General features: G+C 45.3%; 12 protein-coding genes and 1 pseudogene. 11 read left to right on the forward strand and 2 right to left on the reverse strand.

All coding sequences use genetic code 11. The annotated features are described in order from the left end of the window. The 10 genes from AVZ68_RS18845 to AVZ68_RS18885 all read left to right on the forward strand — a co-directional run. Positions 1–285, forward strand: a 285-nt coding sequence (locus tag AVZ68_RS18845; RefSeq protein WP_157404737.1) for an RNA-guided endonuclease InsQ/TnpB family protein, incomplete at its 5' end; no start/stop codon positions are given. Positions 286–451: 166 nt separating this feature from the next. After that, a complete protein-coding gene (locus AVZ68_RS18850) occupies positions 452–1444 on the forward strand; it encodes an aldo/keto reductase (RefSeq protein ID WP_059106124.1) in 993 nt (330 codons plus the stop codon). Positions 1445–1747: 303 nt separating this feature from the next. Continuing rightward, entirely contained in the window at positions 1748–3805 is a 2058-nt protein-coding gene (locus AVZ68_RS18855; protein WP_059106125.1) for a BglG family transcription antiterminator, read from the forward strand. Between the two features lie 33 nt (positions 3806–3838). Then, positions 3839–4327 (forward strand): PTS sugar transporter subunit IIA, encoded by a 489-nt coding sequence (locus tag AVZ68_RS18860; protein ID WP_059106126.1) that lies wholly within the window; start codon positions 3839–3841, stop codon positions 4325–4327. 2 nt (positions 4328–4329) lie between these two features. Next, positions 4330–4614 (forward strand): PTS sugar transporter subunit IIB, encoded by a 285-nt coding sequence (locus tag AVZ68_RS18865; protein WP_059106127.1) that lies wholly within the window; start codon positions 4330–4332, stop codon positions 4612–4614. 88 nt (positions 4615–4702) lie between these two features. After that, complete coding sequence (locus AVZ68_RS18870; protein ID WP_059106128.1) at positions 4703–5962, forward strand: galactitol-specific PTS transporter subunit IIC; 1260 nt, start codon at positions 4703–4705, stop codon at positions 5960–5962. Between the two features lie 41 nt (positions 5963–6003). Beyond that, positions 6004–7038 (forward strand): zinc-binding dehydrogenase, encoded by a 1035-nt coding sequence (locus AVZ68_RS18875; RefSeq protein ID WP_059106129.1) that lies wholly within the window; start codon positions 6004–6006, stop codon positions 7036–7038. 132 nt (positions 7039–7170) lie between these two features. Further along, the gene (locus tag AVZ68_RS20535) at positions 7171–7329 is read left to right on the forward strand and encodes a hypothetical protein (protein WP_180316737.1); all 159 of its coding nucleotides are present in this window, start codon (positions 7171–7173) and stop codon (positions 7327–7329) included. 31 nt (positions 7330–7360) lie between these two features. After that, positions 7361–8407: a galactitol-1-phosphate 5-dehydrogenase gene (locus tag AVZ68_RS18880; protein ID WP_059106130.1), complete on the forward strand. Its 1047-nt coding sequence runs from the start codon at positions 7361–7363 to the stop codon at positions 8405–8407. Between the two features lie 460 nt (positions 8408–8867). After that, positions 8868–9272 (forward strand): GNAT family N-acetyltransferase, encoded by a 405-nt coding sequence (locus AVZ68_RS18885; protein ID WP_059106131.1) that lies wholly within the window; start codon positions 8868–8870, stop codon positions 9270–9272. A 172-nt stretch (positions 9273–9444) separates the two neighbouring features. On the opposite strand, the gene AVZ68_RS18890 is transcribed toward AVZ68_RS18885, so the two are convergent. Continuing rightward, positions 9445–11394 (reverse strand): fructose-specific PTS transporter subunit EIIC, encoded by a 1950-nt coding sequence (locus tag AVZ68_RS18890; RefSeq protein WP_059106132.1) that lies wholly within the window; start codon positions 11392–11394, stop codon positions 9445–9447. 103 nt (positions 11395–11497) lie between these two features. Continuing rightward, on the reverse strand, positions 11498–13405 hold the full coding sequence (locus AVZ68_RS18895) for a BglG family transcription antiterminator (RefSeq protein ID WP_059106133.1): 1908 nt from the start codon (positions 13403–13405) through the stop codon (positions 11498–11500). A 400-nt stretch (positions 13406–13805) separates the two neighbouring features. Between AVZ68_RS18895 and AVZ68_RS18900 the strand changes: the two are divergent. Then, a pseudogene (locus AVZ68_RS18900) lies at positions 13806–14514 on the forward strand (Rpn family recombination-promoting nuclease/putative transposase); the annotation flags it as partial.

A 14514-nucleotide genomic window follows, 5' to 3' on the forward strand; every position in this document is an offset into this window, starting at 1 on the left:
AATGTGAGCGGAATGATGAAGAATCGTCACTTAGCTAAAGCGATATCCCAGCAAAAGTTCTACGAATTTCTTAGACAGATGAAATACAAGTGTGAGAAAAGTGGGATTGAGTTCGTTCAAGTGGATCGGTTTTATCCATCTTCGAAGACTTGTAGTTCGTGCGGAGAGATCAACAAGAACTTGAAGTTATCCGACAGAATCTACAACTGCGAGTGTGGACTAAAAATAGACCGAGATAGGAATGCGGCTCTAAATTTAGCTACGTTTGGAACAGGAGCAGCCTAGTCACTACCAAGACACTGCTCCTATGTAGGGTTCGTTGTACCCGAATTTACGCCTGCGGAGTGTTATAGCAAACGAGAGTAGCGATCCAGCGAAATCGGACACGGAGAAACAGGAACGAAACATTGCTTATAGATTTTTATAAGTTTTTGGCAACGGGTGACTCGGCATGAACAACCTAGAAAAAGCGCTAAAAGAAAAACTCGGATTAGGGACAGCCCCTCTAGGAAACATGTTCCGCAATGTTTCAGAAGAAGAAGCTCAGGCAACCATAGAGGCTGCATGGGACCAAGGCATTCGCTATTTTGATACAGCTCCTTTGTATGGAGCCGGTCTTTCGGAACTACGAGTAGGAGAAGCGTTATCTAAATACCATCGCGATGACTATGTGATTAGCACAAAAGTAGGGCGTGTCATTTCAGACGAAGAGGAAGAGAAAGCAGGATTGTTTGAATACGCGCGTAAAAACAAAGTGATTACCGATTACACTGAAGACGCCACACTCCGCTCGATTGAGCAAAGCCTCGAGCGATTAAAAACAGATCGCTTAGATATCGTCTATGTCCATGACATTTCGCTTGACTTTCATGGAGACGAATGGATCTCAAAATTTGATGAGGCGAGAGGAGGGGCCTTCCGTGTGCTCACGCGCCTACGTGACGAGGGAGTCATTAACTCTTGGGGCATCGGAGTCAATACCACCGAGCCGATTGAACTGGCCATGGGGTTAACCGATGCAAACCCTGACCTATGCTTGTCGGCCACCCAATACACGCTTCTGCAACATGAGCGTGCGCTAGAGCGCATGATGCCTAGCGCGCAAGAAAAGGGCGTTGGGATTGTTGTCGGTGGCCCGTATAATTCAGGCGTGTTGCTCGGGGGTGCTTATTACAACTATGAAGAAGCCTCTTCAGAAATCCTAGCAAAAGTAGAGTACCTAGAGGAGATTGCGCAGCGTCACAACGTTAGCTTAAAAGCCGCTGCACTTCAATTTTCAGCCGCCCACCCAGCAGTATCCGCCGTCATTCCTGGTGCTACTCGTCCAGATCGGATTGAAGAGGATTTAACGGCAATGAAAGCTGAAATCCCGTCTGTCTTTTGGTATGAATTGGTTGAAAAAGAACTAATTTCAGCAGAGGCTCCGTTGCCAATTAAGGGGTAAGCGAGGTGTACCATCCTTAAACAGCTGCTCGGGAAAGTACTTTTCCAAGCAGCTGTTTTTCATTACTTAAAGAAATACGGATTTAATTGATAACTTTTGTTGAATAGCAGTTTCATTTTCCGCAAGATAGAATGATGATGCTAGCTAGTGTAGCCGTTTTCTTAGCAGCAAATAAATCAACGTTTTCTTTGATCTACTATGTAAAACACGGTGTTGTACATTAACTGCACGATAAGTTGTGATGAAAGCGCATTTTTTTGTACTTTTCTCGATGCTATAATCTACGTAAGAGGAGGGAATGAATTGGCGCTCAATGATCGCAGTCAACGAATTCTCAATGAGTTAGTGAGCAATCCAAGCATAAACAGCGCAACGTTGGAAAAGAAGTACAACATTACTCGCAGGCAGCTTGGGTACAGCATTTGGCAAATTAATGAATGGCTTAAGCAGGAAAAGGTTCCCGAGATTGAACGAACGCGGCAAGGTCATTTTGTTGTTCATCGATCAATTTTGGAGAAAGTAAGCCGGGAGGCCCTGCCAAGCGAACCCGACACAACGATGTTTCTTACTGAGGAACAACGCGTACAGTTAATTGTGATGATGCTCTTAAGCAGCAAAGAAGAGCTATCGCTTCAACATTTTCATTCCGCGTTAGGATACAGCAAAAATACCATTCTCAATGACTTGAAGCATGTTCAGTATTATTTAGATGATTACGGCTTGAGTGTTCGATATTCGCGGAAATCAGGGTACCTTCTGGAGGGCAAAGAATTTCAAGTTCGCAAACTGTTGATTGATTTGACCGGTTTTATCCTTCGTACAAAAACGGGGAAATGGAAGCTTGAAGATGTTGCCAACGTGAAGCAGAGCGAGGTTGATGAGTTCAATCAGCGGATTGAAAATGTAGAAATCAAATTAGGGATTAAGTTTACAGATGAGAAGCTTTTAACGATGCCTTACGTCTTTATCCTTGTTTTAAGGAGAATTGAAAATGAAAACATCTTAGATCCTTTTTCAATTGAATACGATGAGCTTTCTGATACGAAGGAATATCAGGCAACTGAAGAAATTTTTCGTAATGTAAAGCACGTACCCATGCAAGAGCGAATGTTTGTTGCGCTGCATTTGCTGGCGGCAAACATTCATTGGTCGGAGATTATGGACGAGGATAATGTCATACCAAACTTAGTTCCCGCCATTTCAACGATGCTCAGGCTATTTGAACAGAGTGCCTGCATCTATTTCCACGATCGAGAACTGCTTATGAAGAAGCTCGTGCAGCACATCAAGCCGGCTTATTACCGTATTAAATACCAGTTAACAGAAATGGATGTCGTGAAAAATTCAGTAAGTACGGAATACAAAGAATTGCTGCACCTGGTCAAACGTTGTCTAGGTCCATTAGAAGAATTGCTCGGAAAGAAAATTCCAGAGAATGAAGTCACGTATATTACGATGCTCATTGGGGCGTGGATGACAAGACAAGGCGAAAGCATTGAAAAGAAAGTAAAAGCGATTGTGGTTTGTCCCCAAGGAGTTTCTGTATCGCGGTTGATGTTCAAAGAGTTGAGCGAGTTGTTCCCGGAGTTTGTCTTTCTGGATTCGCTTTCAGTTAGGGAATTTAAAACGTACGAGCTAGCCTATGATATTGTCTTTTCGCAAACACCTCTTGAGGCAGACAAAAAACTTTATGTCACGAAAGCGTTTCTCGGAAAAGAAGAACGTTATCGCTTAAAAAAACAAGTCATGCTAGATGTACACGGCTATAATCCAAATGAAATTAATGTGGACCATGTGTTGGACATCATCAAAAATCACGCGTCCATTCCAAATGAGAAGGCACTGTTGAAAGATTTGCAGCGTTATTTCTTCTCCAATAAGGAAACAAAGCAGGCGGAAGAAAAAGATAAGGTCATCAACTTAAATGAGTTGATTCAACCTCCGTATATTTCCATGGAACACGCGACTTCGTCCTGGGAAGAGGCGATTCGCATCAGTGCCGAACCGCTTGTTAAAAAGGGGAAGATTGAGGAGCGGTATGTTGAAGCATTAGTAAACAATCGGGACCGTGATCCTTATATAGTGATTGGTCCGCACTTAGCCATTCCTCATGCGGCGCCAGAGGAAGGGGTCCAAAAAGTTGGCATGAGCCTGCTTAGGCTGAGAGAACCTGTAGCATTTTCTGAAGAAGAAGAGATCCATGTAATTGTCGTGATTGCAGCCGTAGATAAGCATCAGCATATACGGGGGCTTAGGCAGTTGCTTAGGCTTTCTGCGTCAGAAGAGGACCGAAATCGATTAATCGAAGCAAACACAGTAGCAGAAATTACGGACATTATAGACACGTATTCACTGGAGTGAAGATAGAGAAAAAAACAGATAGGAGTAATGAGGATGAGCGAAAGGTTAGTAGATGGGTCGACCATCCTGTTAGATGTCGAGGGAGAGACAAAGGAAGAGATTCTCACAAAAATGGGGAGAAACCTTGTTGAAAATAAACTTGTAAAGGAAAGCTTTATCGATGCAGTTGTTGCAAGAGAGGGGGAGTTTCCAACAGGTTTACCAACAGGAAGCGTATCCGTGGCGATCCCCCATACCGACGTCGAACATGTCCGTAAGAAAACAATTAGCGTAGCGGTGTTGCGCGAGCCTGTGAAATTCGGGGTCATGGGAGGAGACGAAACAGAAACAACGCCAGTAAAAATTGTCTTTATGCTTGCGATGGACGAAGCCCATTCACAGCTGAACCTTCTGCAACAGCTTATGCAAATCTTTCAAAGCGAGGAGAAACTAATGAAAATTGTTAACGCAACCAACCAAACAGAACTAAAAACACTTTTGCAAGAGAACCTAGCTCAACCATCACTTAAAGGAGGTGAGTAATAATGAAAAAGAAAAAAGTATTAGTTGCATGCGGAGCAGGAATCGCAACGTCAACTGTTGTGAACAACGCGATTGAGGAAATGGCAAAAGAAAACGGCTTGAAAGTGGACTTAGTCCAGATCAAAATTTCTGAAGTCAGCAGCCACGTTGATACAGCCGATTTGCTTGTCACAACAGCAATGACAAAAACAGAATATCCATTTCCAGTTATCAACGCACGTTCATTTCTAACCGGTATCGGTACAGAAGATACAAAAAAACAAATTTTAGAAGCGCTAAAAGCCTAACGATCACATGAAATTAAGTTGACTATAGATTCCTCGGTTTCTCTGATTTAGAGAAATCGAGATCTATTTAAATAGAGGAGGAACAAAAATGGATGGATTCGTCGATTTCCTTCAAGGGTTCTTAGGTTTAGGGGCAACCGTTATCTTGCCAGTTGCCATCTTTTTACTAGGGTTATTATTCGGCCAAAAGCCTGGCAAGGCATTTCGCTCTGGTTTAACGATCGGTGTGGCATTTGTCGGTATTTTCCTAGTCGTTGATTTGCTTGTAAACAACTTAGGTCCTGCCGCACAAGGAATGGTAGACCGCTTAGGTGTTGAATTAAATGTAATTGACATAGGATGGCCAGCATCGTCATCAATTGCTTGGGCTTCCATTGTAGCAGCGTTCATTATTCCTCTAGGACTGATTGTAAACGTTATTATGTTAATGACGAAAACAACGAAGACTATGAATGTTGATATTTGGAATTTCTGGCATTACACATTTACGGCAGCGATGGTCTATGTGGTGACAAACAATCTAGTCTTATCTTTGCTTGCGGCTGTTATCTTCCAAGTTGTTTGTTTGAAAGTAGCAGACTGGACAGCGCCAATGGTCAGCGAATTCTACGAACTTCCAGGCGTATCCATTGCTACGGGAAGCACCATTTCGTATGCACCAGGAATTTTCTTGGTAAAAGGGTTGCAAAAAATACCTGGTGTTAAAAACTGGGCGGCGGATCCTGAAACAATCGAGAAACGTTTCGGCATTATGGGCGAATCAATTTTTATCGGTTTGGTGCTTGGGGCAACCATTGGATTTCTAGCTGGATACAGCGTTGGCGATATCATTGAAATTGGGATTGCGATGGCTGCTGTTATGGTCCTGATGCCTCGTATGGTAAAGATTTTGATGGAAGGGTTAATGCCTGTGTCAGAATCGGCACGCGAATGGCTAAACAAACGGTTTGGCGATCGTGAAATTTATATTGGACTAGATGCAGCTGTTGCGCTTGGACACCCTTCAGTTATTTCAACAGCACTTATTCTAGTGCCAGTCACGGTTCTTTTAGCGGTTATCTTGCCAGGGAACGCATTGCTCCCCTTTGGGGATTTAGCAACAATTCCATTTATTGTCGCCTTTATCGTTGGAGCTGCAAGAGGGAACATTATCCATTCGGTCATTGTCGGTGCCGTTATGATTGCGATTTCGCTCTACATTGCAACAGATGTTGCGCCAATATTCACCCAAATGGCAATAGACGGGAATTTCAATATGCCTGAGGGATCAGCGCAAATTTCAAGTATTGACCAAGGCGGAAATATTGTAAACTACTTGATCGTTAAGCTGTTTAGCTTGTTCAGCTAAACAAATGAACTACAGAGATAGGGATAGGAGGAGGAATTAGAATGAAGGCTTTGGTTAAAACAGCAGATCGTTTTGGAAACCTAGAGATACAGAACAAGCAAGAACCAACGCCAGGGAAGAACCAAGTTAAAATTAAAATAAAGTATGCCGGCATTTGTGGTTCAGATATCCACACGTATGAGGGTCATTATAAAGTTGGCGTTCCGGTTACATTAGGACATGAGTTTTCTGGTGAGATTGTTGAGGTTGGCGCTGGAGTCGATCGTTTTAAAGTGGGCGATCGGGTCACGTCCGAAACAACATTTTCAGTTTGCGGGGAATGTGAGTACTGTCAATCCAAGGATTATAATCTCTGCAATCATCGAAAAGGCCTCGGCACACAGCAAGACGGTGGTTTTGCAAACTATTTAATCGCTCGGCAAGAAAGCTTACATCTTTTGCCGGTAAACGTAGACGACCAATCGGCTGCCATGACGGAACCACTTGCTTGCACACATCACGCAGTTGCTAAAACAGAGATTAATAAAGGCGATCTTGCCATTGTCATCGGACCAGGGCCAATTGGATTGTTGACAGCGCAAGTCGCAAAGAGCCGTGGAGCAAAAGTGGTCATTACTGGCTTGACGAACGATAAAATCCGTCTCGATAAAGCGAAAGAATTAGGTATTGATTATGTCGTAAATACTCAGGAACAAGACATTAAAGAGCTTGTCAACTCGTTGACAAATGGTTACGGAGCAGACATTGTGTTTGAATGCTCTGGAGCGGTGCCGGCTGCGAGGCAAGGGCTGAACCTGCTTCGTAAAAAAGGGCAGTATAGCCAAGTCGGTCTGTTTGCCACCCCGGAGATTTCATTTGATTTGGAAAAGATCATTCAAAAAGAAATCCGCGTTGTCGGGAGCAGAAGCCAAAAGCCAGCCGATTGGGAGCCCTCGCTTTTGTTAATGAATGACGGCAGTGTTAATGCAAGGGCTTTGGTAACACACGAATTCAATATTACACAATGGGAAGAAGCATACCAAGTGATTAAGAGCGGGGAAGCGATTAAAGTGCTATTAACACCTGTAACAGACTAACGAACTAATTAATGGTCACGTGGAAAGTTCCGAGTGAGTTCCCGCCTCACCGAGACAGGCCGCATACGCCTGATGAGTTCGTAAACCCCTTCACTGATGGAACAATATTTTTAAGGAAACGGGGAGATTAACATGGTCGACGTAATGCTAGACTTTATGTTAGGGCCAATAAGAGGAATTGGAGATATTTATTTTGAACACCAAATGATTTTTAACTCGATTATTGTCGGGGCTGCCTTTTTGAAGATCCTCTTAAAAACGAAGAAATCGAAAACAGCAAACGAAGCGTAGCCAAACAAACAGTAATGCGGAGGCTCAAGATATGGAAGCTTTAAATTTATATGATATCCAAGATATTCGCTATGAAGAGTCGCCGAAACCAGAGATTGAACATGAAAATGAAGTCTTGATAAAAGTCATGGCAGCTGGCATTTGCGGATCCGACTTGTCCAGATATAAAAAATTAGGGCCATACGTAAGCGGAATGACCTTTGGTCATGAGTTTGCCGGCGTTGTCGTTGAAGTTGGCAGTGGTGTGGAAGCAATTCAGTTAGGCGATCGTGTAGCTGCCTGTCCAACATTTCACTGCGGCGTGTGTGAAAGCTGCCAAAAAGGTGAACCCTCACGATGTGAAGCACTTACAGTCATTGGGGCACGTCATTCTGGTGCATTTGCCTCCTATGTGAAATTACCAGCGCGAAACGTCATTTCACTTCCAACCGAAATTGACTATGACACGGCAGCACTGATTGAACCGTCAGCAGTGGTCGCACATGGGTTTTATCGTACATCGATACAGCCAGGAGCAGAAGTTGCTGTTATGGGCTGTGGCAGCATAGGTTTACTTGCAATTCAATGGGCAAGAATTTTCGGAGCCAAAAAAGTGTATGCAATTGATATTGATGAAGCGAAACTGGCTGTGGCCAAAGAAGTTGGCGCAGACGTCCTGATCAATTCATTAGAAGGTCTTGCACATGATCAAATTCATGCTAAAACAAACGGTGCTGGCGTTGACGTAGCCATTGAGTCAGCAGGCTCGCCAATTACTTCGGCACAAGTCCTTGCCTTACCTAAAAAAGGAGGAGAAGTTGTCTTCATGGGGATCCCTTATGGCGATGTCAACGTAGAGCGGTTTTATTTTGAGAAAATTGTACGTAATGAGCTGACCGTATATGGATCTTGGAACGCACTCTCTGTGCCTTTTCCAGGTAAAGAGTGGAGTACAACGGTGCATTATATGGCTACAGGTGAGTTAAGCGCAAAACCAATGATTACGCATCGACTTTCGATGAGCGAAGGGCCTAAAACGTTTAAAGAAATGACAAGTGGGGCACCAGGATACGTGAAGACATTGTTCTACCCTGCATGAAAGAAGGTTAAACCTTAAGCTGTTTTGAAGTGGGGGGGGGGGTTAGCCCCGGCCACTTTCAAAGAAAGGAAGCCTGTTAACCGGGCGATGGCATGGCATAGGCCCTGAGAGGAAGAGGGTTGTTGGCGGTTGTTATTCTCAAACTAACGAAAAGATGAATGGCATCCGGGACAAATCTCGGACCATTCATTTTTTTAGTAGGAGACTTTTTCTTTGAACTCGAGCCCTAGTGGCTTTTTAATAGATACGGTGTTAACCAGCAATTGAAGCGATATCAATATTCCGTGTAATTGCGTTTGAGATGGACGTGCAAAAAAGGATCCCTCTTGTTCTCTTTTAGTTGCCCCACTAACATTTCGCTCTCTGGCTTCGACGATAAAGATACGGCCCTCGACTTAAAGGTAATCCGTAGTCTACGAAGAAAACGTAAAGGAAGACTTTTAAAATAGGAGATGATCATATGCGCTACACACGAACGACAAAAGGCGTGAGCGTGGAAGACTTGAAAGGAGGATTCTTTGTCGGCTGGCCCCACCTCCCTTCTGCCAAGAAGCACCTTGAACTCCTAGATAACAGTGATTATATTGTCCTCGCGGTGGAGGAACAGTCGAATATCGTGGTTGGCTATGTGACAGCGGTGAGCGATGGCGTGCTCTCTGCCTATATTCCACTACTCGAAGTCTTGCCTGCCTATCAGGGGAGGGGGATCGGAAAACGGCTAATGGAGGAAATCCTCGCTGACCTGGAAGATTTCTATATGATCGACTTGCTATGTGAAGAAGAGCTCCAGCCTTACTACGAGGGACTGGGAATGCGGAAGGCGAGAGGGATGATGAAGCGAAATTATAAGAAGGCAGGGGGATGAAGTCTACGCCGCTTCTTGTATGTACTTAAACAAAAGCCGCGCAGGGGTTTGCGCGGCTCTACTTGTTTAGCACGGGTCCAGAGCTGGTCTTCCGAAACGCAGAACGAGCGAGCGTCGTCCAAACCAGAGGACGACACTCGCTCTTATTCGACCCGCCTACGCTTTTCGGTCATTATTCAATCTGGTCAAGCAGTTGATAAAGTTCCTCTTTCGTTTCTGCTTGCAGTAAGTGCTCTCTGAACGTATCATCCATCAGTTTTCTCGATAGAAGCTGCAGGATTTTCAAATGATCGTCGCCCGCCCGTTCTTCGGGAACCGCAATCATGAAGATAAGCTTGGCGCTCGTTCCGTCTAGGCTGTGCCAATCGACGCCGTCGCGGTGAACCCCAAAGGCGACGGCTGGCTTTCGGACGCTGCCGGATTTGCCGTGGGGGATGGCGACGTTCATTCCTAGTCCCGTGGTGCTTTGTGCTTCACGGGCTAAAATCACTTCCTTAAATGATGCTTCGCTATCAATGACATGTTGTTCTCTCAAATGGAGGAGCAGTTCGTCAATGACATCGTCTCGTTTAACGCCTTGCAGGGACGGGGCAATCAGGTCCATGGTGACGAGATCGGTTAACTTGTTGAAGCTCTCGTCTTGCGCTGTCTTTTGTTCGACAGAGGCCACCGTTGCCTCAGGCTCCGCTTCGACTGCTGTATTTCCGGCGCCGTCTGCAACAGGAACAGCCCCCCTGCTGATGTCTTTTTTAATAAAATTGACCACGAGAGCCGCTACGATGGCGCCTACGGCAATGGCAATGAAAAAGATAAGCAGTTGATCAATGGCGCCAAGTACACCTACGATCGGCCCACCATGAGCGACGCGTCCGCCGACTCCGCCAAGCATGGCAATAACAGCGCCTGTCATCGAACCAACCATAATACTCGGAATCACACGCAGTGGATCTTTGGCGGCGAATGGAATCGCCCCTTCGGTAATCCCAAATAGCCCCATCGTAAACGAAGCTTTTCCTGCTTCAATTTCTGCTTGCTCGTATTTGTTCTTATTAAGGAACGTTGCTAACCCAAGCCCAATCGGCGGAACAGCGATCGCTACAGCGATAGCGCCCATAATCGCGAAATTTCCTTCTGTAATCATCGCTGAACCGAAGAGGAAGGCGACCTTATTGACGGGGCCTCCCATATCAAAGGAAATCATTCCCCCGAGGATCAGTGCGAGTACGATGGTGCTTGTCCCTTGCATGCCTTCAAGCCAAACGGTCAGCGCTTCAAAGAGTGCCGCTACGGGCTCTCCAATCAAGAAGGCAAAGGAAAGGCCGACAACCAGTGAAGCAAGCACTGGAATGATAATAATCGGCATCACCGGTTGAATCGCTTTGGGCACTTTCAGTTTTTTAATGCCTAAGGCCACATACCCAGCAAGAAAACCAGCGATAATTCCGCCAATGAAGCCTGCGTCTGCTTCGCTTCCGTAAAAACTACCATTAGCGGCAATGAATCCACCAACCATTCCCGGGGCGAGACCGGGACGATCGGCAATCGACATGGCAATGAATCCTGCCAAGATTGGAACCATGAAGGAAAACGCTGCTCCTCCGATATTCTCTACCGTTTTCCAAATTGAGTCATCTGGAACGACGAGTCCTTCCTCCGAAGGCACGCCCCCGAGGGAGAGGGAGATCGCCATAAGCAATCCGCCAACGACAATGAACGGAATCATAAAGGAAACGCCATTCATTAAGTGCTTGTACACTGGATTCTGCTTTTTCTCTTGTTTCCCGTTGCTTTCTACCGTTTTTCCGGCTTTTGCCGTTTCTCCTTTGCCGTCCCTGAGCTGTTGAATAAGCTCTTCAGCCCGGTGAATGCCATCTTGCACACCGGCCTCCACGAGCGGCTTCCCAACAAATCGCTCTTTCTCAATCGATTTATCCGCAGCGAAAATGACGCCGTCTGCCTGTTTGATATCTTCTGCAGTCAGGACATTTTCAGCTCCAACCGACCCTTGCGTTTCTACCTTTATTTCAACGCCTAGCTTATCAGCAGCTTTTTGCAAATTCTCTGCGGCCATGTACGTGTGGGCAATCCCAACGGGACAGGCCGTAACCGCTACCACTTTCATATCGATTCCCCCTTTGTTTCTTGCCTTCATTATACGAGAGAACTAAGGGGAGAATGGAAGCGTTCTTTTACCGGAACTTGTGGCAAAAAGGAATTAACGGCGATCACAACAATGAAAAAATCGTCTGCGGATCCTTCTCCTTGCTGAGGCGTTGGACCAATTCTGGCTGGTCGCTCAAGGCGGAAATCTCTTCAAAAAGACGTTTCACTCTTTCGCCTTCTTTTAGGTTTGTCGCAAGCAATAAGACAAGGGCCACCGGTTTGCCTGTCCAATCCATAGGCTTAGGCAACACACCGAGCAGCACTTCCTGCCGGTGGATAAACTTCGGGTCGCCATGGGGGATCGCCACTCCTCCGCCAATGTAGGTGGATGCGTTCATTTCTCTCTTTAAGGCACTATGCGTATAGGATGGATCCACACTGCCCTTTTCCACAAGCCGATTCGCTAGGGATTTGATCACCAGAAGCCGGTCGCTCCCGCTCTCATTAATGAACACAATGTTGGTTGGGTCTCCAATTAACTCTGCGAGTGTGGATGTTCCTCGTGCTCGTTTGCGCGTTTTCATGGTTTCACTAATCGAACGCTGTTCCTCTTCTTTGAGAAAGGGGGAGACGTGAACGACGGGAATGGCAGTTTCTTGAAGGGGGACCGTGGAGATAATAAAGTCAATCTCGCTCTCGCTGTAGTTGCCGATCTCCTGAGTGCTAACGGAAGCGACGATTTTGAGCGAATGGAAGGTGCGTGTTAATTTGGTCCTGAGCAAACGAGCCATGCCAACGCCCATTGGACAGACGATGAGGACACGCTTGTTTTCCCCCGACCATTTCTTCAATCTTTCTAAAGCCACTTGAAAATGAATGGTAAGGTAGGCGGCTTCGTCTAATGGCCAGTGGACAGCAGGCTTTATTTCCTTTAAGGCATCGAGAGTGATCTCAAACAAATACGGATACATTTTCCGAATGTCACTCATCATTGGGTTTCTCATACTTAGGCGATGCTCCAGGCGATTTAAGCTGGAATGCAAGTGAGTCGCCACGTCTTTGTACAAGTCACGGTCGTTTGTAAAAGGGTAGGAGCTTGACTCAGCAACCGTTTGGATTAATTGACTCGTAAAATCGCTGACTTCATCGCTAATCGGCAGGGCGGCCCATTCACCGTGCTCCAGGTCCAACTTTGCACTGCCGAGATGAAAAGACAAGTACGCCACTTCTGAAGCCGGCCATTTTACTAAGAAGAACGCTTGTAGCTCTTTTGCTACCGAAGCCGCCTGTTTAAATGAGGGTTTCACTCGTTCGTTTTCTAACTGTTCGTGGTCCAGCTCAATCATTTGTTTTTGTTTGATTCGTTTCACCGCGAGTAAGATGTGGATTGTCAGTGTTTTTAAACTGTTTTCTGTAAATGCTGCCTCTTCTTGGCTAGTGCGAAGAATTTTCTTCACGGCTTCCCATTCAAATGGCGAAAACCAGCCGTTCGTGAAAGCCTGTCCCTGGGACTCTTCCTCCACCTCTCTTTTCACGATATCCGCAAGCAGCATCCGCCGGCTCAGTTCTTCCCCTTCAATCCTAATCCCTACATTCGGACGTAAGGCGAGCTCAACATCAAACGTTTGAAAATAAGTGGCAAGCTCCTCTAGGTCTTGTCGAATCACCGCGGTGCTTTCGTAAAACACTTCGCTTAATTGACGAATCGTCCACCTCTTTTCCCCCTCTAAAAGCTTCCGAGCGATATCCAACTGCCGTTTCGCGGGTGAGTTTGTGTCATCGGCACTAAAAGGGTGGATCTCTTTCTTCAAGGCTACTCGCTCTTCTTCTTCCATATCAATCCGAACGCCGACACTTGGCTTCCGGATCATGTTCCCTGTCTTCGTTTGCGCTAACATGGAATCAATCACTTTAAAGTCATTGCGAACCGTTTTTTCAGAACATCCCGTCTTCGAGGCGACCTTTGTTACTGATACAAACTCTTGCTGTTCCATTAAAAAAAGAAGAATCGTCTTTTGTCTTTCGTTCATTGACCCTGTCCTCCAGATGGTAGTGCTAAGGAAATTGTACATGAGGGAGGTATGGGGTGTCCATTTGGGGAATGCGATTATGAAGGATGGCCCGGATGAAGAAAGGCACATTTGCTCAGTATCAATTGTCATGCAGAGGAGCAAGATGTCGTGAGTCAACTGGAAGAGCATTTCCGCTTAGGAACGCTCGCACATTTTAAGCGAGGGCTGGAGAAGTCAAGTGTTGATCTTAGATGAACTCGTCTGAAGCATGCCATGCGTTATCCCATCAGAAGAAGTTGGCCGAAAAACGAGTGAGAATCCCGATAGTAACTTGGAAAGTCAATCTGGATACAATCGATGTAAGAAAAATGACTTCATGTTATAATATAGGCAAACTATTTGAAATGAGGAGAAAACGATGGATTTACTTGATCCGAAGGTTGATTTCGTTTTCAAACGCATTTTTGGAAGTGAGGAGAACAAAGATGTGCTCCTTCGGTTTTTAAACGATGCATTAACGGACCCCGTCACGTCGATCTCCCTTGTGAATCCTTATATTGACAAAGATGCACTTGAAGATAAACAGTCTGTTTTAGACATAAAAGCGGTAACCTCCAAAGGAGAACAAATCAATATTGAGATCCAATTATCCAATGAGTACGATATGGAGAAACGAACGCTGTATTATTGGGCGAAACTGTATGAAGAACAGATGCAAGAAGGAGAAGAATACCGAGATCTTAAAAAGACCATAACGATCAATATTTTGGATTTCGATATGGTGGATAATCATCAATATCACAACATTTTTCATTTGCGTGAGGATACGACCCATATTCTCTTAACCGAAGACATTGAAATTCACATCATGGAGCTCTGTAAACTGGAAGAGGAACATTATGATTTATCCGATCGATTAACAAAATGGCTGCTTTTTTGAAAGGGATCGGGCAAAATGAATGGGAGGAACTAGCGATGGAAACACCTGAGTTGAAAAAAGCCATGACCACCTTAGAATTTTTAAGCCAGGACAAAGAAATGCGCCGACTGTATGAAATGCGTCAAAAGGCGCTGTTAGATGAACGTTCGGCGTTGGGGAAAGCTCGAAGGGAAGGGAAAGAAGAAGT

Origin of the sequence: Shouchella shacheensis (assembly GCF_001484965.1) — a bacterium.
GTDB lineage: Bacteria > Bacillota > Bacilli > Bacillales > Bacillaceae_D > Shouchella > Shouchella shacheensis.

Bases quoted from the DNA above. Each gene is read 5' to 3' on its own strand.
- AVZ68_RS18850 (WP_059106124.1), top strand. From the start codon at position 452: ATGAACAACCTAGAAAAAGCGCTAAAAGAAAAACTCGGATTAGGGACA.
- AVZ68_RS18860 (WP_059106126.1), top strand. From the start codon at position 3,839: ATGAGCGAAAGGTTAGTAGATGGGTCGACCATCCTGTTAGATGTCGAG.
- AVZ68_RS18865 (WP_059106127.1), top strand. From the start codon at position 4,330: ATGAAAAAGAAAAAAGTATTAGTTGCATGCGGAGCAGGAATCGCAACG.
- AVZ68_RS18870 (WP_059106128.1), top strand. From the start codon at position 4,703: ATGGATGGATTCGTCGATTTCCTTCAAGGGTTCTTAGGTTTAGGGGCA.
- AVZ68_RS18875 (WP_059106129.1), top strand. From the start codon at position 6,004: ATGAAGGCTTTGGTTAAAACAGCAGATCGTTTTGGAAACCTAGAGATA.
- AVZ68_RS20535 (WP_180316737.1), top strand. From the start codon at position 7,171: ATGGTCGACGTAATGCTAGACTTTATGTTAGGGCCAATAAGAGGAATT.
- AVZ68_RS18880 (WP_059106130.1), top strand. From the start codon at position 7,361: ATGGAAGCTTTAAATTTATATGATATCCAAGATATTCGCTATGAAGAG.
- AVZ68_RS18885 (WP_059106131.1), top strand. From the start codon at position 8,868: ATGCGCTACACACGAACGACAAAAGGCGTGAGCGTGGAAGACTTGAAA.
- AVZ68_RS18890 (WP_059106132.1), bottom strand. From the start codon at position 11,394: ATGAAAGTGGTAGCGGTTACGGCCTGTCCCGTTGGGATTGCCCACACG.
- AVZ68_RS18895 (WP_059106133.1), bottom strand. From the start codon at position 13,405: ATGAACGAAAGACAAAAGACGATTCTTCTTTTTTTAATGGAACAGCAA.